Origin of the sequence: Gordonia sp. LUNF6 (assembly GCF_047041125.1) — a bacterium.
Taxonomy (GTDB): domain Bacteria; phylum Actinomycetota; class Actinomycetes; order Mycobacteriales; family Mycobacteriaceae; genus Gordonia; species Gordonia sihwensis.
This window is the reverse complement of sequence record NZ_CP178181.1, coordinates 1,577,118-1,597,532: the sequence shown is the minus strand read 5'-3', so window position 1 is coordinate 1,597,532 and position 20,415 is coordinate 1,577,118. Positions and strand designations below refer to the sequence as shown.

Genomic DNA, 20,415 nt, shown 5'->3' with positions numbered 1-20,415 from the left:
TCTCCCGATCGAGACTAGTGTCTGCTGAACTCATGCCGGCTCGTACGCACTCTCGGCGTGCTCGGCGCTGTCGATGCCGGTGAACTCCGCCTCCCGGTCCACACGCCAGCCGAGCGGCTTGAGCACCATCGCGATCGCGAAGGTCAGGATTCCGGTGAACACGAGCGCGAACAGGGCGATCGCCGCCTGCACCACCAGCTGTTTGTAGTCATGGCCGTAGAACAGACCCGAGTCCTTGGAGAGGAGACCGATCGCGATCGTGCCCCACAGACCGGCGACGAGGTGCACGCCCACCACGTCCAGCGAGTCGTCGAAGCCGAGCCGGTACTTCAGCCCGATCGCGACGGCCGCGAGCGCACCGGCGACCACACCGAGGAACAACGAGCCGACCGGGGTGAGGGCGCCGCAGGCGGGCGTGACTGCCACCAGTCCGGCGACGACGCCGGAGGCCGCACCGACGCTCGTCGGGTGGCGGTCTCGGATCCATTCCACGGCCAGCCACCCGATCATCGCGGCGGCCGTCGCCGCGGCGGTGTTGATCCACACGAGGCCGGCGGTGGCGTCGGCGGCGAGCTCGGAGCCGGCGTTGAAGCCGAACCAGCCGAACCACAGCAGGGCCGCGCCGAGCATCACGAAGGGAATGTTGTGCGGACGGTACGAGGTGCGGCCGAACCCGCGGCGTTTGCCGACCACCAGCGCCAGCACCAGGCCGGCCATGCCGGCGTTGATGTGGACGACGGTGCCTCCGGCGAAGTCGATGGGCGCGACCTTCGCCACTCCGTCGGCGACGCCGAACAGCCAGGAGGCGATCGAGTCCTTCGCGTTCGACATCAGTCCGCCGCCCCACACCATGTGGGCGAGCGGGAAGTAGACGATGGTCGCGAACAGCACGGTGAACGCCACCCAGGTGGCGAACTTGACGCGTTCGGCGATCGCACCGCTGATGAGCGCGACTGTGATCACGGCGAAGGTCAGTTGGAACGCCATGAAGACGGTCGCCGGAATCTGGGTGCTCCCCCACACCACGAACTGCGTCGCATCGCCGACCGACCTGGTCTGCATCAGTTGGTCCGACCCGAACAGTGAGAACGGATTGGCGAACAGTCCCCCGATGTCGCCGGTGCCGGTCAAGGAGTTCCCGAAGGACATCGAGAATCCCCACAGCACGTAGATCACCGTGACCGTGCCGAGCGCCGCGAACGACATCATCATCATGTTCAGCACGGACTTGGCACGCGAGAGCCCTCCGTAGAAGAACGCCAGCGCGGGTGTCATCAACAGCACGAGCGATGCGCTCACGATCACCCAAGCGGTATTACCCGCATCAACGGTTCCGAACACGTTGTCCGGCAATGCAGTCTGCACTCCTCGCACCTCCTCGCGAGACGTCGCCGATCGACGTCTCGCGATAAGAGTGCAACGCTGGTGTTGCGTGCCGCGTCGCGCAGAAGTTTCGGGGCCGTCAAGGAATCCGCGGAAATGTTTCGCGGGTGTTGCGCGGCGGCCGGGTCACACTTGTCCGCGCAGTACGTGCTTGAGGATCTTTCCGCTGGGATTGCGCGGCAGTGTCTCGACCGTCACCACCTCGCGCGGCAGTTTGTAGCGAGCGAGCTTGTCGGCGAGGAACTCGCGCACCTCGTCGAGCGTCAGTTCGGTCCCGTCGACGGTGACGCACATCGCGACGACCGTCTCGCCCCATTCGGGGTGCGGACGGCCGATCACCGCGACGTCCGCCAGGCGGGGATGCGCGCGCAGCACCTCCTCCACCTCCTGCGAGTGGACGTTCTCGCCCCCGACGATGATCACGTCCTTCAGTCTGTCGACGATGTAGAGGTAGCCGTCCCGGTCCATCCGTGCGACGTCGCCGGTGCGGAACCAGTCGCCGACGAAGCAGTCGGCTGTGGCGGTCTCGTTGTTCAGGTAGCCGATCATCCGGGTGTCGCCGCGCAGCCAGATCTCGCCCGTGTCGCCGGGACCGACGTCGCGTCCGTCGGCGTCGACCAAGCGCAGGTCGACGCCGACCATCGGACCTCGGCCGATCGAGCCGGCCTTCGCCAGTTGCTCGTGGGGATACAGGGCCGTGCCCGCCGGCCCCATCTCGCTCATGCCGTACACCTGGAAGAAGCGGTCGCTGCGGTAGGCCGCCACCAGCCTGCGGGCCGTGGCCTCGCCGAGCGACGCGCCGCCGTACAGCCACTTCGACACGGTCGACAGGTCGTGGTCGGCGAAGTCGAGCGCGCCGGCGTCGGCCAGTTGCACCGGCAGGAGGTATGCGATCGGCGAGCCGAAGAAGGCGGTGATCCGGTAGCGCTCGACGGCGGGCAGCAGTTCGGCCGGATGGAACTCACGCATCAGAACAGTCGTCGCACCGAGGGCGATCATCGTCAGCAGCCAGTCGTTGAGCGGCGCGGCGTGCCAGATGGGCATCGCGAGCAGGAACCGCTCGTCCTGCGTGAACCCCAGGGTGGCCGCGAGCGCCGGCGCCAGGCCGGACAGGGTGCGATGCGTGTGCAGGCAGCCTTTGGGCGAACTGGTGGTCCCCGACGTGTAGAGCACCTGCGCCACCGAGTCGAGGTCCGAGTCGACGGCGCCCGGGACAGGAGCGGCGGCGCGGACCGACTCGTCGAAGTCGGGCAGGCCGTCGTGAGCGCTCTCGGTGGTGAACCACCGGAACCCCGGCGCGCCGGCCACCGCGGTCTCGGCGAGGGATCCGGAGACGACGCCGACGACCGCGCCGCTGTGCTCGAGCGCGTAGGCCACCTCCGGCGCGGCGAACTTGTGGTTGACCGGAACCAGCGCGGCACCCGCGAACCAGGCGCCGAACGCCGCCACGACGAACCCCGGCGTGTTGTACGTCATGACCGCCACCCGGTCGCCCGGCCCGACACCGGCGCCGATGAGCACCGACGCCGCACGTCGCGCCCGGTCGAGGAGCTCGCTGTACGTGATCTCCTCCTCGCCGTGGACGACGGCGGCTTTGGTCGGATTCAGGCGCGCGCTGCGCTCCAGAGTGGCGGTCAGATGCATCGAGACGCTCTTTCGAAAGACGACGGCCTCGGGAGGCCGGGGATGGAGGGTGCGGTGGTGTGGACCGTGGGCCGGTCGCGCCGGATTCAGGCGCGGGCGACGATTTCCGCGAGGTCGAGTGCCGAGTCGAGGACGCCGTACATGTGACCCGGATCGGCGATCCGTCCGGCGACGAATGCGTCGGTCACCGACTCGGGCGCCTGCCGGATGAGGATCGAGCCCTGCAGCGCGATCGCCATCGATTCGGTGAGCCGGCGGGCCACTGCGGGAGCGCCCGCGGGGTCGGCGGACGCCTGCGCGATGAGTTTGCGGGTCTTCTCGACGTGGAGGTCGTACTCGCGGTACACCCCGAGTGCGCGCTCGAACTCGTTGTCGACCGCCTCCACGGACATCGGGTCACGCATCATGGCACGCAGGACGTCGAGTGCGATGACATTGCCCGACCCCTCCCAGACCGCCATGACCGGCTGTTCCCGGTACCGGCGCGAGAGCGGGAAACCGTTCTCGCAGTAGCCGTTGCCGCCGAGACATTCGAGCGCCTCGTAGGCGTGGTTGGGGCCGCGCTTGCAGACCCAGTACTTGCCGACGGCGGTCGCGAGCCTGCGGAAGGCCGCGGACTCGTCGGCGTCGTCGTCATAGGCGGCAGCCAGTCGCATCGCGGTCCAGATCGCGGCCTCGGCCTCCACCTGCAGGTCGGCGACGACGGCCGTCATCGCCGGCTGGTCGACGAGCCTCGCGCCGAAGGCCGAGCGGTGGCGCACATGCCACGCCGCCTCGGCCACCGACTGGCGCATGCCCGCGGCGCTGCCGATCACGCAGTCGAGCCGGGTCTGGTTCACCATCTCGATGATGGTCCGTACGCCCGAGCCCTCGTCGCCGAGGCGCCAGCCGACGGTGCCGTCGAACTCCACCTCGCTCGAGGCGTTCGACTTGTTGCCGAGCTTGTTCTTGAGCCGCTGGACGTTGAAGACGTTGCGGGTGCCGTCGGGCAGCACGCGCGGCACCACGAAGCAGGTGACGCCCGGAGCGGTCTGGGCGAGCACCAGGAAGGCGTCCGACTGCGGTGCCGAGCAGAACCACTTGTGGCCGGTGATCGAGTACATGCCGTCCGACAGCTCCACCGCGCGGGTGGTGTTGGCGCGGACGTCGGAGCCGCCCTGCTTCTCGGTCATCGCCATACCGAAGATCGCCGAGGTCTTCTGTCCGGAACCGAGGTCGTGCCGGTACTCGCGCGAGAAGACACGCGGAAGCCACTGCTCGGCGAGCTTCTCGTCCACTCGCAGCGACGGGACGACGGCATGCGTCATGCTCACCGGGCAGGCGTGGCCCGGCTCGATCTGCCCGAACTGCATGAACATCGCGGCCCGCGCCACGTGGGCACCCGCGCGCGGCTCCGACCAGCAGCTGGTGTGGGCGCCGTGGGCGATCGCGTCGCCGATGATGCGGTGATAGGCCGGGTGGAACTCGATGTCGTCGATCCGGTTGCCCCAGCGATCGTGGGTGTGCAGTTCGGGGGTGATCGTGTTGGCGAGTTCGGCGTCGCGCTGGAAATCGGCCCGGCCCACCAGGGCGCCTGCCTCGGTGAGCGCATCGGCGGCCCATCCGGCGCCGTAGACGTTCACCGCCTCCACCAGCGCGGTGTGACTGGTGAACTCGTTGACGTCGACGCGGGCGGGCGCCTGATTGAAGACCTCGTGTGTGGCGGGCATGGCGGCGGGCTCCTTCGGTTGATCGATCGGGGTCTGTCGGTTCGGTTCAGACCGGCGCGGTGGCACCCAGCGCCAGAAAGCAGAATCGGCGGATGGTCGCCACCAGCTCGGCCGGGTCGGAGTGCGGAAGCGGTGCCGTGTCCGGGTCGAGCGCTCCGACGAGCGCTTCGGAGATCGCTCCCATCACGGCCGACGCCACGACCGGCGCGTCCTGGTCGACGAACACTCCGGCGGCGACGCCGTCGGCGATGATCCGCTCGCCGAGCTCGCGGTACGACTGCCGGAGATGCAGACGTTCGGCCTCCACCGTCGGTATCACCGGCTCGAAGAGCAGCGACCACGCCAGGCGGCGGCCGCGAAGAGCGCGGTCGGCGAAGACGTCGATGAGCGTGCCCAGCTCCCGGCCGGGATCGCCGCCGACCGCCTCGACCGCGCGACGCACCTGGTCGAACTCGTAGCCGGCGGCGTCCCGGAAGACCTCGGCCAGGAGCGCCTCTCGGTTGGCGAAGTACGAGTACACCGATCCGACGCTGACTCCGCTCCCCTCGGCGATCGCCGCGACGGTAGCGCCGGAGAAACCGGAGTCGGCCACGATCCGGCGCGCCGTCGCGAGAATCGAGGCACGTTTGGCCTCCGCACTCCGTCGGGTGGCCGCGGTCGGTCGGTACGCCATCGTCACCTCTCAGCCCGGGGGCAAACTTTGAATCGCGATTCAACGGTTAGAAGAATTGAATCACGATTCAACCGAAGTCACAAGGGGGTCGGAAAACAAGATCGTCCCTGTGACGGACCGGCGAGGGCGATATGTCCTCGACCGTCCGTCACAGGGACGATCCTGGCGACTCAGTTCGGTACAGACGCCGGTTCGGTACAGACGCCGGTTCGGTACAGACGTCGGTTCGAAAAAGCAGCGCGCTACAGCAGCGCGTCGACGAATGCCTCCGGCTCGAACGGAGCGAGGTCGTCGGCGCCTTCGCCGAGCCCGACCAGCTTCACGGGGACGCCGAGCTCCTCCTGGATGCGGAACACGATGCCGCCCTTGGCGGTGCCGTCGAGTTTGGTGAGCACCACGCCGGTCAGCGAGACCACTTCGGCGAACACCTTGGCCTGCATCAGACCGTTCTGGCCGACCGTGGCGTCCAGGACCAGCAGCACCTCGTCCACCACGGCCTTCTTCTCGACCACTCGCTTGACCTTGCCGAGCTCGTCCATCAGGCCCGCCTTGGTGTGCAGACGGCCCGCGGTGTCGATCAGCACCACGTCCACGCCTTCGGTGATTCCGGTGCTGACGGCGTCGAAGGCGACCGAGGCCGGGTCGGCACCCTCCTTGCCGCGGACGATTCCTGCGCCGACGCGCTCACCCCAGGTCTGCAGTTGGTCGGCCGCGGCGGCACGGAAGGTGTCGGCGGCGCCCAGCAGCACGCGGCGGCCGTCGGCCACCAGCACGCGCGCGAGCTTGCCGGTGGTGGTGGTCTTGCCGACGCCGTTGACCCCGGCCACCAGCACGACCGCCGGTCGGTCCGCATGGGGAAGGGCCCGAACGGAGCGATCGAGTTCGGGATGCAACTGCTCCACGAGGACCCGCTTGAGGGCGGCGCGCGCGTCCTCGGCCGAGCGGACCTTGCCCGTCGCCAGTTCCTCACGGAGCCGTTCGGTGACCGTCGACGTGGCGGCGGTGCCGAGATCGGCCATCACCAGCGTGTCCTCGATCTCCTCCCAGCTGTCCTCGTCCAGATCGCCCGCGCCGAGCAGCCCGAGCACGCTCGCGCCGATCGCACCCTGCGACCGCGACAGGCGCCCGCGCAGGCGGGAAAGCCGTCCCGCGGTCGGCGCGATCTCGTCGAGCGCTGGAGCGGTGTCGACGGGTGCCGGTTCGGCGACAGGTGCGGGTTCGGCCACGGGCTCGGGTTCTGCGACCGGCTCGGGCTCGACGACCTGCTCGGGCTCGACGACCGGTTCCGGTTCGGCCGCCGGCGGTTGTACGACGGTGGTTTCGTCGGTCTCCGGCTCGACCTGAGCGGCAGGCTCGGGCTCGGCGACGGGCTCCGGTGTGGGCGGCGTCGGCGGCTCCGGACGGTCGAGGGTCGCCGATCCCGCCCCGCCCTGGCTGAAGGAGAATCCGGAACCGGCCTTGTAGCCCCCGGAACGATCGACTTGCCGTTGCGATCCGTCGGTGACCTGATCGGTCCCGGCGGCGGGCTCGTCCCGGAGCGAGATCCGGCGGCGGCGATTCAACGCGTAGCCGGCGCCGGCGACCAGGGCGAGGATGACGACGATCGCGATGACGATGCCGACGATGAGTTGGGTGTCCACTGGAGAAGTTGTCCCTTCAGCTCGTGGGAGCGGAGTCGGTTGGTGAAGTCGAAGGATCGGGTGCGGCGGCGGCCGGGGTCACGTCCACCCCGCGCAGTCGTTGGGAGATCACCTGGGTGATCCCGTCGCCCCGCATGCTCACGCCGTAGAGCGCGTCCGCGATCTCCATGGTCGGTTTCTGGTGGGTGATGACGATCAGCTGGGACTTCTCCCGCAGCTGTTCGAACAGGGAGATGAGCCTGCGCAGATTCGCGTCGTCGAGGGCGGCCTCCACCTCGTCCATCACGTAGAAGGGCGAGGGCCGCGCCCGGAAGATCGCGACGAGCATGGCGACGGCGGTCAACGACTTCTCGCCGCCGGAGAGCAACGACAGTCGCTTCACCTTCTTGCCCGGCGGCCGCGCCTCCACGTCCACCCCGGTGGTGAGCATGTCGTCCGGATCGGTCAGGACCAGCCGGCCCTCGCCCCCGGGGAACAGCGTCGCGAAGACCTGGACGAACTCTCGCTCCACGTCGGCGTACGCATCGGTGAAGACTTGGAGGATCCGGGCGTCGACGTCGTCGATGACGTCCATCAGGTCTTTGCGCGCAGCCTTCACGTCCTCCAGCTGCGCCGACAGGAAGTTGTAGCGTTCCTCGAGGGCCGCGAACTCCTCCAGGGCGAGCGGGTTCACGCGGCCGAGTGTCTTGAGGTCCTTCTCCGCCTTGCGCGCACGCATCTCCTGGGTGGCGCGGTCGAAGGGCATCGGCGCGGGGGCCACCACTTGTTCGCCGCGAGCCTTGGCGTCCTCGTACTCGCGCATCTCCAGATCCGACGGCGGCATCGGGACATCCGGTCCGTACTCGGCCACCAGGTCGTCCGGCGCGATCGCGAACTGTTCGAGCACCTGTTCCTCGAGCTGTTCGATGCGCAAGGCGGCCTGCGCTCTGGCGAGTTCGTCGCGGTGGACGGCGTCGCGCAGTTTGTTCATCACCGTGCTGAGCTGGTCCACCTGCGCCCGCAGGGCGTCCACCTCGGCCGTGCGCTGGGAACGGATGGCTTCGAGTTCGTCGCGAGCCTGCGCCGCGTCGGTCACGGCCGCGGCCACCGCGTCCGCGAGTCGTTCTCCGGTGTCGGCCACCGCACTCGCCACGCCGGCCGCGTACTTGCGGAGAGCGTCCTGGCGCCGCTGGCGCTCCCGATTGGCCCGCTCGTTGGCCGCCGCGCGACGCAGACTCTCGGCCTTGCCGCGCACCGACGCCAGGCGTTCCTCGGCGGTCCGCAGTGTCAGACGCGTCTCGACCTCGGCGGACCGAGCGGACGCGACTTCCGCCGCGGCGGCATCGCGCATCGCTCTGTCGCCGTCGGCGACCGGCTCTTCGGCTGCACCGTCGACGGCGCGGGCCAGGCGCTCCTCCACCTCGGTGAGCTTCTCGAGATTCTCCGCGCGGCCCTGTTCGACGAAGTTGCGTTGCCGCACGAGCCGGTCGGCCTCATCCCGTGCAGCACGGATGTCCGAACCGAGACGCCCGAGCGACTCGTAGGCCGCCCCGAGGTTCGCGTCGGACTCGTGGAGGGCAGCGAGCGCCCCCTCGGCGTCCTCACGCGCCCGTTCCTGTTCGGCGATGGCCGCGGCCAGCTCCGATTCCAGACGCAGTGCCGTCTCCTCGGCGGCCGCGAGGTCGTGTGTCGCGGTATCGATCGCGGACTGCACCTCGATGGTCGACGGCCGTCGTGCGGATCCGCCCTCCACGCTGGCCGAGGAGATGCGGTCGCCGTCGCGCGTGACGCCGACCACTCCGAGCTCACGGGCCAGGTCCAGCCCGGTCTCGGGATCGTCGACGACGATCGTCTCGGCGAGCAGCACGTCGAGCGCGCCCGCCACCTCGTCGGGTGCGGTGACCAGGTCACGGGCCCACACCGCACCGTCGGGCAGCGACGGCCGACGGTCGGGGTCGACGCCGGGCAGTCCCCCGACGATGAGGGCCGCTCGCCCGCCGTCGCCGCTGCGCAGTTCGCGCAGGGCCCGCACCGCGGCGAGCGCGTCGACCGTCGTGATCGCATCGGCGGCCGGCCCCAGCGCTCCCGCCATGGCGGCTTCGTAGCCCGGCTTCACCGTCAGCAGCTCCGACAGCGGCACGAGGACGCCCTCGGTTCCGCGTTCGATCAGCCAGGCCCCGCCGTCACCGCGTTCCAGACCGACCGAGAGCGCTTCGATCCGCGCGCTGAGCGACGCGATCGATCTGGCGGTCTCGCGCTCACTCTGGCGGAGCCGTTCGACGGTCGCAGTGGCCTCGGCCAGCGCCGCCGCACATCGTTCGTGGTGCTCATCGAGGCCGCGTTCGGCGTCCTCGAGGATCCTGACCCGCGCCACCTCCTGATCGAGGGCCGCCTGCGCGGTGTCGGCCCGCTCGGCGGCCGCCTCGATCGACGCCGTCAGCCGGGCGGTCTCGGCGTCCACCGACTCCACCCTGGTTCGCAGGTTCGCGGCCTCGCCCTCCAACCGCGCCAGACCCTCGCGGCGGTCGGCGACGGCCTGCACCGCGGCCAGGTGCGCGCGCTCGGCCTCGTTGGCCACCTGCTCGGCGGCCTGCAGCGCGGCGGTCGCGTACTCCAGCCGCTCGGCGGCCTCCTCGACCGCCTCGGTGTGCTCGGCCTCGGTCATCGCAGCGCGTTCGGCCTGCCGTTCCAGTTCCTCGGGATCGGGACCGGAGTTGGCGACGCTCGGCGAGGCCAGGTTCGCCGCGCGTTCACCGGCGAGCCGCAACGTGCCGCCGACCCGCTCCGACAGTGCGCCGAGTTGGTAGAAGACGCGTCCGGCCTCACTCGCCGCGGGCGCCACCTGCGCCAGATGCTCCTGTGCTGCCGACAGCGCCTCCGTGGCGGCGTCCAGCGCGGCCGCCACCTCGTCCTGCTGTCGCCGGACGTCGGCCTCCACGGCGCTGTGCTGCGCCATCTCCTCGCGTCGCTTCACGAGGTCGTCGGCGGCCAGCCGCAAGCGGGCGTCGCGCAGGTCGGCCTGGACGGTCGCCGCGCGCCGCGCCACCTCGGCCTGCCGGCCGAGCGGCTTGAGCTGGCGGCGGAGTTCCGTCGTCAGATCGGTGAGACGGTCCAGGTTGGCGGCCATCGCGTCGAGTTTGCGGACCGCCTTCTCCTTGCGGCGACGATGCTTGAGGACCCCGGCGGCCTCCTCGATGAACGCGCGCCGTTCCTCCGGCCGGGCCTCCAGGATCGCCGCCAGCCGGCCCTGCCCCAGGATGACGTGCATCTCGCGGCCGATGCCCGAATCGGACAGCAGTTCCTGAACGTCCATCAGGCGGCACGAATTGCCGTTGATCTCGTACTCGCCCGCGCCGTCGCGGAACATGCGCCGCGTCACCGACACCTCGGAGTACTCGATCGGCAGCGCGCCGTCCGAGTTGTCGATGGTCAGGGTCACTTCCGCGCGGCCCAGCGGGGCGCGACCGGAGGTCCCGGCGAAAATGACGTCGGCCATCTTTCCGCCGCGCAGGGCCTTGGCCCCCTGCTCCCCCATCACCCAGGTCAGGGCGTCGACGACATTCGACTTGCCCGACCCGTTGGGCCCCACCACACACGTGATGCCGGGCTCGAACCGCAGCGTCGTCGACGACGCGAACGATTTGAACCCTTTCAGGGTGAGGCTCTTCAAGTGCACGACCTGACAGCCTACCCGGATCAGCGCTCGACGAAGCCCGTCAAACCACCGCGTGCCGCCTCGAAGGACTCCACCACCAGATCGACTCGGCCGGGGGTGTCGGACGAGCGCAGCGCGGCCAGCAGTGCCGTCAGCGATTCATGCGGACCTTCGGCGACCACGAGCACCCGACCGTCGGGCTGGTTCGAGGCGTATCCCACCAGACCGAGTTCCAGCGCTCGCGACCGGGTCCACCAGCGGAATCCGACGCCTTGGACTCGCCCGTGCACCCACGCGGTGAGGCGCTGCATCACTCGGTCTCCATGGTGAGCGAGACCTGAGTTCCCGCCTTCAGGGTGCGGCCGACCGTGCAGACCTTGTCGATGGCGCGCTCGACGACCACGAGCAGGCGCTCGGCGGCCTCCGGGTCGAGTTCGGAGAGGTCCACTTCCAGGACCTCGTCCAGCTGCGGGTACCGCTCGTTCTCCCGGTCGGCGTCGCCCGAGACCCGCACGGTGGCGTCGTAGTCGTCGCCCAGTCGGCGCGAGAGCGGCCGGTCCGACGACATCCCCGTGCACGCGGCGAGTGCGATCTTCATGAGTTCACCCGGGGTGAAGACGCCCTCGACGTCCTCCGAGCCGATGAGGACCTGCGCCCCGCGCGAGCTCTGCCCGGTGTACCTCCGGGTTCCGGTCCGCTGGACCCACAGTTCAGTCATGTCGTCGTGCCTTTCATCTGCCGTTCGTGGAGGTGTTCACGTCTCGGTGTTCACGCCTCCCCCGGTCGAACGCCGCCGGCCTCGCAGACCTTCCCGGCCGTCGGCGTTCCAAGACTGTTCAACCTACCGGGTGGCCGGCTCGCCCTGCGGATCGGCTTGAGGACGTCGACGAGAGCGCGTCGCCGAGAACGGTGCGCTGAATCCGCCTCGTTCCGTTCGAGTGATTTGTCAGACCCTGCCGATATCATCGAATGTAAGTTCGAGGCACTCGAAGGGGAGGCGTGAACATGCAGGTGAGGGAGCATTCCGGCTCGTCGGTGGTGGTCGACGACGGGTCGATCGTGATCCGGATCGGATGTCCGGCAGGTTCGACCGACGGGTCCGGTTCGGATGCGGCTGCGGTGTCGCGGGCTGATCGTGCCGCGTTGTTGACCTTCGCAGCGCGGGCTGACTGCTATCAGGGGTTGGTGATGTGGCATCGCTATCAGGCGGTGTACTCGCTGTATCGGGCGAAGCAAGCGGAATTAGAGGCCGACGCGTCGGTCGATGCGTACACGCGGTTGTTTGATCCGCAGTGCCAGATGGCGGCCTCGTATGCGACAGCGGCCGGGGTCCGGCAGTACGCGGGTGAGTTGTTCGTCGATCGGGCGATCGCGTGTTTCGAGCGGATTCCGTCGATCGGCCGACTGATGCGCTACGGGGTTCTCACTCCGGGGTGGTTCGTTCGAGCCGTGGAGCAGACCGCGTTGGTCGACGACGGCGACCTGCTCGCCTTCATTGATGCGGAGATCGCACATCGTCTGGCCGGAATGGGTGGACTGTCGGCGAACCGGGTGGAGTCGACCGTCGCCGCGATCGTGGCCGAGCACGACCCGGACGCCGCGACCCTGACTCGTGAGCAGGTCGCGTCGAGCAAGAAGGTGTCGGTGACGCCGGTCGCCGACGGCGTGTCGGAGATGGTGATCGTCGGCTCCACCGAGGACGCGGCGATCTCCCTCGGGGCGATCAACGCGCTCGCCGACGGCGTGTGCCCGTTCGACCCGCGAACCAAGCAGGCCCGCCGGTCCGACGCCGCTACCGCACTGCTGCAGCAGAGCCAGTTCACCTGCCTGTGCGAGCGGGACGACTGCGTCTCGGAGTTGGCGCCCGCGCAGATCGACGCGCGGCGCGCCCATGTGATGGTTCACGTCGTGGTGCGCAAGGAGGCGCTCGACGGCGTGTCGCAGCTACCGGCGTACGAGGATGGCGTCGGTCCGATCTCCGCCCACCACGCCCGGGAGTTGGTGCGTCGTCCCGACGCGGTGATTCGCGAGTTGGATCTGGACACGGTGATCGCCGACTGCATGCGACACGCCGGTCGGTACCGCCCCTCGGCGGCGGTCGACACAGCCGTCCGCGCCCTGTTCGGCACCTGCACCGTCGCCGGCTGCGACCGCCCGGCGTGGAAGTCCGACCTCGATCACGTCGTCGAATTCGACCACCGCGATCCGGGCAACGGCGGGCCGACGTGCGTGTGCAATCTGAATCCGAAGTGCCGTTTCCATCATGGCGTGAAAACCCACGCCGAAGGGTGGGTCGATGATCAGATCGTCGACGCCAACGGCGTCATCTGGACCGAAGTCACCACGCCGGACGGGATGACCGTCCGCCGACAGGCGATGAACCTGTGGCTGCTGCCCGAGCTCGGGCACATTCAGTGCCGGCACGGCGTGTCGTTCGGCATGTCGGACTCGCCCGCGACGCGCCCGGAGAACCGACACGCCGAGAATGAACCGGAACGGCGACTGACCCGCACTCAGGCCAAGCACCGCTACCGCACCCAGAGGCGCGCCGCCAACCGCCGACAGCGGGAAATCGCGACGGTCACCGACGGCGAGCCGCCGTTCTGAGTCCAGCGGCATCGGCGGAGCCGGTCGATCGCCACAGACTCAACCAGCCGTGACCGGCCGCGGGAGCCGTGTCCAGATGCAGACGCAGCACCTCGGTCAGCAACAGTTGCATGAGGTCAGTGACGATTGAATCGTCCCGGGTTTGATGGAGACAGGTTTGACCGGAAGGGACACTTGTTTCGTGCCTCGCCCACCGAAGTACTCACCCGAGTTGCGGGATCGTGCCACACGGATGGCCATCGATGCTCGGAAGGACCCCGAGACCGCGCCCGGAGCTCTGGCGCGGATCGCCAAGCAACTCGACGTCAACCCCGAGACCCTGCGGACCTGGGTCCGCCGCGTCGAAGACGGCCAAGCCGAAGCGCCTGGGGTCGAGACAGTTTCAGATATCGAGCGGATCCGCTTGTTGGAGAAGGAAGTTCGAGAGCTGCGTCGGGCGAACGAGAGGGCGGATTCAAGCGGTCAGTGCAACGAGTCCTGTGAGATGAGGCAGTCACTGATCACAGGAGGATCCGGATGCAGGGCAAGCACGGTCATCTCAGTCGGGAGCAGAAGCGGCTGGCACTCAGGCTGCATGCGAGGGGTTGGCGGCTGGTCGACATCGCCAAGGAGATCGGCTGCAGCGCGCCGATGGTCGGGATCATGGCCCGCACCGGCAGGCACGCCGACGCCAAGCCGTTCGGCTGGGAGCCACGCCAGGGCTGCCTGACGATTGACGAGCGCGAGCAGATCCTGGTGGGGATCAATCGTGGCGACACCTTCACCGCGATCGCCGAGCACCTGGGGCGCGCGGTGTCGACCATCAGCCGCGAGGTGAAGCGCGGCGGTGGTCGCTGCGGCTACTCGGCATGGCATGCGCACGAACGCGCTCGCGATCAAGCTCGTCGGCCGAAGTCTTTCAAGCTCGCGTCAGGCCGGTTGCTCGAGGAGGTCTCCAGCCGGCTGGAGCAGTTGTGGTCCCCCGAGGAGATCGCGGCGCGCCTACGGTTGGATCACGCCGATGATCCGGAGATGCGCGTGAGCCACGAGACGATCTACCAGTCCCTGTTTGTCCAGGGCCGAGGCGAGTTGCGCCGCGAGTTGGCGCGGTGTCTACGGTCCGGAAGAGCGGCCCGAAAGCCCCGCGGCACCACTGACGGCCGCGGCCGGATCCCCGGCATGGTGATGCTCAGCGAACGCCCCGCAGAAGCCGACGACCGCGCCGTGCCCGGACACTGGGAAGGCGACCTCATCCTTGGCGAGGGCAGCCGCAGCGCGGTCGGGACGCTCGTCGAGCGATCGACGCGGATGACGCTGCTGTTGCACCTCCCAGATGGCAAGACAGCCGAGCAGGTCGAGGCAGCGATGCGCGCCGCGATCAGCAAACTACCGTCCTCGTTGGCCAGAACGATCACCTGGGACCAGGGCGCGGAGATGTCGCAGCACGCGGCGTTCACCACTGCCACGGGTATCCCGATCTACTTCTGCGATCCCCACTCGCCCTGGCAGCGCGGGAGCAACGAGAACACCAACGGCCTGTTGCGTCAGTACCTGCCCAAGGGCACCGACCTGAGCGCCGTCACCCGCGAGGAGTTGGACGCGATCCAGGACAGCCTCAACAGCCGACCGCGCAAGACTCTGGGCTATCTGACACCATCAGAGAAGCTCGCAGAGCTTCTTGCGCCCACCGCTTGAATCCGCCGATCTTGAAGACCGCGTCGGCTTTCTTCGCGGCCGAGCTCGACCGGCCACACCGCTGATCGGTCAAGTCCCGGGTAGTGGTGTAACTGGTTGTGGTCCTTCGTAGGTGGTCAGGCGGGTAGTTGGATCAGTGGGTCGGTGTTCACCTCCGGCGTGTGGTCGGTGACGGTCAGGCGGCAACGGCTGAGCACCTCGAGGCCGAGGTAGCGGCGGCCTTCGGCCCATTCATCTGTCTGCTCGGCGAGCACTGCTCCGATGAGCCGGATGATGGCGTCGCGGTTGGGGAAGATGCCGACGACGTCGGTGCGGCGGCGGATCTCGCGGTTGAGCCGTTCGGTGGGGTTGTTGGACCAGATCTGGCGCCACACATCTTCCGGAAACGCGGTGAACGCCAGCAAGTCTTCACGGGCGTCGCCGAGGTGTTCGGCGACGTCGGGCAGCCGGTCTTCGGTGTATTCGAGCAGCCGGTCGAACTGGGCGTTCACCGCCTCTGGTGTGGGTTGGTCGTAGACGCTGTGCAGCATCGCTTTCACAGCCGGCCACATCGATTTCGGGCACACCGCCATCAGATTTGCGGCGTAGTGGGTGCGGCAGCGCTCCCAAGCGGCGCCGGGCAGGGTCGCGGCGATCGCCTCGACCAATCCCGGCATGGGCGTCAGAGGTCACCAGGCGGACTCCGCCGAGGCCGCGGGCGACCAGGTCGGCGAGGAAGGTGTTCCACGAGGCTTTGGTTTCGCTGGTGGCGACCTGCTGGAGTCGTTCATGCCGACGAGGCAGATGACGCTCGTATCTACCCTGACCTCACCGCTGTCTGTCGATTCGCAGCCAAGAAATTGCCATCGCCGGCTGCAGGCTCGAGGAAAGTCCTGTCGACAAAGTCAGTGCCGGTCTCCAGGTCCTCGCGCACCAGGTCAAGCATCCGCTCAACCATGTGGCGCGGCGTGAAGACCTCACCGTGGGCCTTCACACGGTGCCTGGACTTCATCAGTTACTCCCTCCTGTCGGCCCGCGACTGCTGGCCTCTACTCGATGGCTACACCCTATCGGCCGGTACCGACATCGAGTGACGCACACGAGAGCGGCAGGTTCCAAGGAAGGATTCTGAACGGACCGCCCGATAGAAGGCGACGTACACCGACAGCAGGCACCAATACATTGCGAGTAGTCGGTCAGGCAACCCTCCGGCGCCGCGGCACCCGCTGACACGTCGGGCAGAAGAACGAGCTCCGGTTCATGAATGCTTCGCGCACCATCGGCGTCTCGCAGCGACGGCACGGAAGTCCTTCGCACCCATAGGCGTTCAACGATCGTTCGAAATAACCCGACTGCCCGTTCACGTTCACGTACAGGTCGTCGAACGACGTGCCGCCGACCTTGACCGCCTCCCGCATCACCTGGGTTGCGTGATCGACGAGTTCTCCCAGCCGGGCGCGCGGAATGCCGCGCGTGCGTCGCCGGCCGTGCAGGCCGGCGCGCCAGAGCGACTCGTCGGCGTAGATGTTTCCGACACCGGAGATCACGGTCTGGTCGAGGATCGCGCGCTTGATCTCCGTGTCCCGACGCCGCAGCGCGGTGACCACGCCGTCGCGGTCGAAAGCCGGCTCGAAGGGATCCGGTGCGATGTGCGCCACCGACTCGGGTACGCGGCGCGGCCCGGCGTCGACGAGTTCGTCCAGATGCCAGCCGCCGAAGGTCCGCTGGTCGACGAAACGCAGTTCGTTCCCGTCGTCGAGGGGCACGCGGATGCGCAGGTGCACCGGATCGGCGGCACCCTGCTCGGCGAGGAGCATCTGCCCGCTCATGCCGAGATGGACCACTACGGCCACCTCGTCCGCGCGGTCCGCGGCGAGCAGCCACATGTACTTACCGCGCCGCTCGACGGCCTCGAAGGTCTTGCCGCGCAATCGATTCGAGAGATCGACGGGTCCGCCGACGTGGCGTCTGGCCGCGCGCGGATGCAGCACCTCGACCTCGCGCGCCGTCCGACCGGAGAGATGGGACGACAGGCCGAGACGGATGGTCTCGACCTCGGGAAGTTCAGGCACCGGACGGTCCGATCAACGCGGCTGTTCCTCGAGTGCCTTCCACGCCAGCTCGGCCGCGTTCTGTTCGGCTTCCTTCTTGGTCCTGCCGGTACCGGTGCCCAGTTGAGTGCCGCCGACCACTGCGATCGCGGTGAACTCCTTGTTGTGGTCCGGTCCGGTCGACGTGACCTGGTACTGCGGCTGGCCGAGGCTCCGCTCGGCCGAGAGCTCCTGCAGCGAGGTCTTCCAGTCCAGTCCGGCACCGAGCCGGCCCGATCGTTCGATGATCGGCTCGAACAGCTTCATGATGACCGTTTTCGCGACCTCGATGCCGTGGTCGAGGAAGATCGCCCCGAACAGCGATTCCAGGCCGTCGGCGAGGATCGACGCCTTGTCGCGGCCGCCGGTCAGTTCCTCACCGCGGCCGAGATGCAGATGTGCGCCGAGTCCGCCGTCGCCCAAGCCGCGGGCGACGTCCGCGAGGGCGTGCATGTTGACCACGCTCGCCCGGATCTTCGCCAGCTCGCCCTCGGGACGGTCCGGGAAGCCGACGTACAGCCGTTCGGTGACGACCACGCCGAGCACGGCGTCGCCGAGGAACTCGAGGCGCTCATTGGTCGGCAGCCCGCCGTTCTCGTACGCGTACGAGCGGTGGGTCAGCGCCAGGTTCAGCAGATCGTTCCTGATCGTGACGCCGAGCACATCGGTGAGCAGCGACGGGTCGGGCCGTTTGCTCACCGGTCACCGTCCTCGCCGGCGTCCCCGTCCGTCTCGGTCAGCCGGTCGGCCAGCTTCGCCCATCGGGGGTCGATGATGTCGTGGCCGTGGCCCTCCTCGGCGTCGGCCAGCTTCACTCCGCAGATCGGGCACAGTCCCGGACAGTCCTGCGTGCACAGCGGCGACAGCGGCAGCTCCGTCGCGATCGCGTCGATCACCACCTGCTCGAGATCGATCCGCTCGTCGACGATGCGCTCGAGTTCTTCCTCGTCCTCCGCTGTGCGGTCGGTCTCACTGTCGGGGTACGCGAACAGTTCCGTCAGGTACACGGAGACGTCCTGGGTCAGCGGGTCCAGGCAGCGGCCGCACTGGCCCTCGGCGACGGCCGTGACCGTACCGGTCACGAGGACACCCTCGGTCACCGACTCGAGACGCAGGTCGAAAGCCACCTCGCCGCCGGCGGGAATGCCGATCATCTCCGCACCGATGCGGTCGGGGGTTTCGAGGGTCCACGCCTTCTCGATCATCGAACCGGCCCGGCGGGGCACCGACCGGACATCGATCACGAATCCAGAATCAGTCACCCGAACGATGTTACTCAGTAGTCCCTGCTCGAACGAAGTTCAGTGGCCGCGTCCCGGATCGAGCGCGACCTCAGCCCGCCATCTGCGCCGGACCCGGCTGCGGTCCCTCGTCCATGCCGTGCGGATACTCGACGTAATCGTGCATGCCCGCGCCCGTCCGCAACTGCTGGCGTCCGCGGTTCACCGACCGCAGCGTGCCGGTGAGGATCTCCTCGAAGTCGGCGAGTTTGTCGTCGACGTAGATGTCGCAGTCACCGCGCAGCCGGTCCGATTCGGCGTGCGCCGCATCGATGATCCGCTCGGCCTCCTGCTTGGCGGCCGAGACCACCTCGGACTCGGACACCAGCCGCTGCTGCTCGGCGATGCCGTCGGCGACGGACTTGTTGTAGCTGGCGTTGCCCGCCTCTACGACGCGTCCGGCCTCGGCGCGGGCTCGGCCGGTCACGGCCTCGTACTCGCGTGCGGCGCTGTGCTCGAGCCGCTGGGCCTCGTCGTTCGCGTCGGCGATGACGGCCTGCGCGTTGCCGTTCGCCTCGTCGAGCATCCGGTCGGCTCGAGCCTTCGCCTCGGCGAGGATCCGATCGGCTTCGGCCCGCGCATGAGCGAGCATCGCCTCGGAGTCGCGTTCGGCACCGGTGATGAGGCGATCGGACTGCTCACGCGCGTTCGACACGAGGGTGTCGCGTTCGTCGAGCACGTCCTGCGCGTCGTCGAGCTCGCCGGGCAGCGCATCGCGCAGATCGTCGAGAAGTTCCAGCACATCGCCCCGGGGAACCACACACCCCGCGGTCATCGGCACGGTGCGCGCCTCTTCGACGATCGCGACCAGCTCGTCAAGCGCTTCAAATACGCGGTACACGATTCAATCTCCGATCCGGCACAGCCGTAGGTTCGGCGGCCTTTGATATCACTGAGGCCATTGTGCCGAATGTTGCGACTGTGACGCCGGAGGGCCGCATCGGGCGTGTCGCCCCGTCAGGCCCGGACTGTCAGTGGGCGTATCCGTCAGACACTGCGCGTCTGCGACAAACGGTCGGCCAGCGCCTGGTGAATGTGCTCGGAGAGATAGGGCGTCACGTCGCCGCCGAGCTTGGCGACCTCTTTCACCAGCGAACTGGAGACGTGCGCGTACCGCGGATCCGTGAGCATGAAGTACGTCTCACACCCGGTCAGCTCCCGGTTCATCTGCGCCATGGGGATCTCGTAGGCGAAGTCGCTCTCCGAACGCAGCCCCTTGACCATCGTGTCGGCGCCCTCTGCCACCAGCAGATCCACCACCAGACCGGTCCAGCTGCGCACCTCGACGTTCTCCAGGTCGGCACAGTCCCGCTCGATGAGCGCGATGCGCTCTTCGACGGTGAACATCCCCTGCTTGTTCGGGTTCACCACGACGGCCACGACCACCCGATCGAACCGGGCAGCCGTGCGTTCGACGACGAAGCGGTGGCCGAGAGTGAACGGATCGTACGACCCGGGACAGACTGCAGCACTCATGTCTGCTGAATCTACGCGACGCCGTCTCCGGCGCCGCGGCGACGGCCGCGGTCAGCGACCACCCAGCACGACCACCGTGTCGCCGTACTGCTTCGACGTCACTTCCTCCAGTCCGTCGGGCCAGGTGACGGCGGCGCTGCGACGGCCGCGCTCCACCACCACCCAGCCGTCGGACGCCAGAACCGGTTCGCATGCCGAGATCATTCGGTCGACCTCTTCGGAAGGCACCTCGTAAGGCGGATCGAGGAGGATCAGATCGAACGTTCCGGACGGCGCCGCCAGAAACGACTCCACCGGGCGGTTGACGATCCGGACCCGCGACGCTGCGCCGCAGACGGCGACGTTGTCCCGCAGCACCCCGGCAGCCCGGCGGTCGGACTCGACGAGCACCGCCGACGCCGCTCCCCGGGACACCGCCTCGAGTCCGAGCGCGCCCGTGCCGGCATAGAGGTCGAGCACGCGGACTCCGGACAGGTCCATCCGGGAGCCGAGCATGGAGAAGAGTGCCTCGCGAACGCGGTCGGAGGTCGGCCGGGTGGTGTCGGCCGGAACGGCGAGCCGACGGCCGCGGAAGTCACCGGCGATGATTCTGGTCATATCGAGACCCATGGTAGTGGATAGTCGCG

The 20,415-nt window shown here is 68.4% G+C and carries 17 protein-coding genes and 1 pseudogene; 3 read left to right on the top strand and 15 right to left on the bottom strand.

Annotation, left to right across the window (positions count from 1 at the left end; all coding sequences use genetic code 11):
• Positions 1–30: 30 nt before the first annotated feature.
• From ACK8HH_RS07445 to ACK8HH_RS07410, 8 genes are all read right to left on the bottom strand, one after another.
• A complete protein-coding gene (locus ACK8HH_RS07445; protein WP_278127100.1) occupies positions 31–1,365 on the bottom strand; it encodes an ammonium transporter in 1,335 nt (444 codons plus the stop codon).
• A 144-nt stretch (positions 1,366–1,509) separates the two neighbouring features.
• Positions 1,510–3,027, bottom strand: coding sequence for a class I adenylate-forming enzyme family protein (locus ACK8HH_RS07440; protein WP_346075244.1), 1,518 nt, complete (start codon positions 3,025–3,027; stop codon positions 1,510–1,512).
• An 86-nt stretch (positions 3,028–3,113) separates the two neighbouring features.
• Positions 3,114–4,736, bottom strand: a complete 1,623-nt coding sequence (locus ACK8HH_RS07435; protein ID WP_412475659.1) for an acyl-CoA dehydrogenase family protein — start codon at positions 4,734–4,736, stop codon at positions 3,114–3,116.
• A gap of 46 nt (positions 4,737–4,782) precedes the next feature.
• Positions 4,783–5,409 (bottom strand): TetR/AcrR family transcriptional regulator, encoded by a 627-nt coding sequence (locus tag ACK8HH_RS07430; protein ID WP_412475658.1) that lies wholly within the window; start codon positions 5,407–5,409, stop codon positions 4,783–4,785.
• Positions 5,410–5,651: 242 nt separating this feature from the next.
• On the bottom strand, positions 5,652–7,049 hold the full coding sequence (gene ftsY, locus ACK8HH_RS07425) for a signal recognition particle-docking protein FtsY (RefSeq protein WP_045539695.1): 1,398 nt from the start codon (positions 7,047–7,049) through the stop codon (positions 5,652–5,654).
• 16 nt (positions 7,050–7,065) lie between these two features.
• Positions 7,066–10,704: a chromosome segregation protein SMC gene (gene smc / locus ACK8HH_RS07420; RefSeq protein ID WP_412475657.1), complete on the bottom strand. Its 3,639-nt coding sequence runs from the start codon at positions 10,702–10,704 to the stop codon at positions 7,066–7,068.
• Positions 10,705–10,724: 20 nt separating this feature from the next.
• Entirely contained in the window at positions 10,725–10,994 is a 270-nt protein-coding gene (locus ACK8HH_RS07415) for an acylphosphatase (protein ID WP_006896669.1), read from the bottom strand.
• Complete coding sequence (locus ACK8HH_RS07410) at positions 10,994–11,401, bottom strand: OsmC family protein (RefSeq protein ID WP_045540633.1); 408 nt, start codon at positions 11,399–11,401, stop codon at positions 10,994–10,996. The genes ACK8HH_RS07415 and ACK8HH_RS07410 overlap by 1 nt, the downstream gene beginning before the upstream one ends.
• Positions 11,402–11,682: 281 nt before the next feature.
• On the opposite strand from ACK8HH_RS07410, the gene ACK8HH_RS07405 reads away from it, so the two are divergent.
• The 3 genes from ACK8HH_RS07405 (at position 11,683) to ACK8HH_RS07395 (ending at position 14,964) form a co-directional block, all read left to right on the top strand.
• On the top strand, positions 11,683–13,290 hold the full coding sequence (locus ACK8HH_RS07405) for a DUF222 domain-containing protein (RefSeq protein ID WP_412475656.1): 1,608 nt from the start codon (positions 11,683–11,685) through the stop codon (positions 13,288–13,290).
• Between the two features lie 145 nt (positions 13,291–13,435).
• On the top strand, positions 13,436–13,999 hold the full coding sequence (locus ACK8HH_RS07400; RefSeq protein WP_412475723.1) for a transposase: 564 nt from the start codon (positions 13,436–13,438) through the stop codon (positions 13,997–13,999).
• On the top strand, positions 13,921–14,964 hold the full coding sequence (locus ACK8HH_RS07395; protein WP_412475655.1) for an IS30 family transposase: 1,044 nt from the start codon (positions 13,921–13,923) through the stop codon (positions 14,962–14,964). Before ACK8HH_RS07400 ends, ACK8HH_RS07395 begins: the two co-directional genes overlap by 79 nt.
• A 116-nt stretch (positions 14,965–15,080) precedes the next feature.
• On the opposite strand, the pseudogene ACK8HH_RS07390 reads toward ACK8HH_RS07395, so the two are convergent.
• From ACK8HH_RS07390 to rsmD, 7 genes and pseudogenes are all read right to left on the bottom strand, one after another.
• Positions 15,081–15,720: pseudogene (locus tag ACK8HH_RS07390) on the bottom strand (transposase); the annotation flags it as partial.
• A gap of 419 nt (positions 15,721–16,139) precedes the next feature.
• Positions 16,140–17,015 carry a bifunctional DNA-formamidopyrimidine glycosylase/DNA-(apurinic or apyrimidinic site) lyase gene (gene mutM, locus ACK8HH_RS07385; protein ID WP_412475654.1) on the bottom strand — a complete coding sequence of 292 codons (876 nt, stop codon included), beginning with the start codon at positions 17,013–17,015 and terminating at the stop codon, positions 16,140–16,142.
• Between the two features lie 12 nt (positions 17,016–17,027).
• Positions 17,028–17,732 carry a ribonuclease III gene (gene rnc / locus ACK8HH_RS07380; protein WP_006896661.1) on the bottom strand — a complete coding sequence of 235 codons (705 nt, stop codon included), beginning with the start codon at positions 17,730–17,732 and terminating at the stop codon, positions 17,028–17,030.
• Positions 17,729–18,277, bottom strand: coding sequence for a YceD family protein (locus ACK8HH_RS07375; RefSeq protein WP_006896660.1), 549 nt, complete (start codon positions 18,275–18,277; stop codon positions 17,729–17,731). Before ACK8HH_RS07375 ends, rnc begins: the two co-directional genes overlap by 4 nt.
• Positions 18,278–18,365: 88 nt before the next feature.
• Positions 18,366–19,154, bottom strand: a complete 789-nt coding sequence (locus ACK8HH_RS07370) for a DivIVA domain-containing protein (RefSeq protein WP_006896659.1) — start codon at positions 19,152–19,154, stop codon at positions 18,366–18,368.
• Positions 19,155–19,300: 146 nt separating this feature from the next.
• Positions 19,301–19,789, bottom strand: a complete 489-nt coding sequence (gene coaD, locus ACK8HH_RS07365; RefSeq protein WP_006896658.1) for a pantetheine-phosphate adenylyltransferase — start codon at positions 19,787–19,789, stop codon at positions 19,301–19,303.
• A 51-nt stretch (positions 19,790–19,840) separates the two neighbouring features.
• Positions 19,841–20,386 (bottom strand): 16S rRNA (guanine(966)-N(2))-methyltransferase RsmD, encoded by a 546-nt coding sequence (gene rsmD, locus ACK8HH_RS07360; protein WP_039867503.1) that lies wholly within the window; start codon positions 20,384–20,386, stop codon positions 19,841–19,843.
• Positions 20,387–20,415 lie beyond the last annotated feature (29 nt).

Excerpts from the sequence above, each read along its gene's own strand:
- ACK8HH_RS07410 (WP_045540633.1), bottom strand. The coding sequence starts at position 11,401 with ATGACTGAACTGTGGGTCCAGCGGACCGGAACCCGGAGGTACACCGGG.
- coaD (WP_006896658.1), bottom strand. The coding sequence starts at position 19,789 with ATGAGTGCTGCAGTCTGTCCCGGGTCGTACGATCCGTTCACTCTCGGC.
- ACK8HH_RS07435 (WP_412475659.1), bottom strand. The coding sequence starts at position 4,736 with ATGCCCGCCACACACGAGGTCTTCAATCAGGCGCCCGCCCGCGTCGAC.
- ACK8HH_RS07440 (WP_346075244.1), bottom strand. The coding sequence starts at position 3,027 with ATGCATCTGACCGCCACTCTGGAGCGCAGCGCGCGCCTGAATCCGACC.
- ACK8HH_RS07395 (WP_412475655.1), top strand. The coding sequence starts at position 13,921 with ATGGTCGGGATCATGGCCCGCACCGGCAGGCACGCCGACGCCAAGCCG.
- rsmD (WP_039867503.1), bottom strand. The coding sequence starts at position 20,386 with ATGACCAGAATCATCGCCGGTGACTTCCGCGGCCGTCGGCTCGCCGTT.
- ACK8HH_RS07400 (WP_412475723.1), top strand. The coding sequence starts at position 13,436 with ATGGAGACAGGTTTGACCGGAAGGGACACTTGTTTCGTGCCTCGCCCA.
- ACK8HH_RS07430 (WP_412475658.1), bottom strand. The coding sequence starts at position 5,409 with ATGGCGTACCGACCGACCGCGGCCACCCGACGGAGTGCGGAGGCCAAA.
- ACK8HH_RS07415 (WP_006896669.1), bottom strand. The coding sequence starts at position 10,994 with ATGCAGCGCCTCACCGCGTGGGTGCACGGGCGAGTCCAAGGCGTCGGA.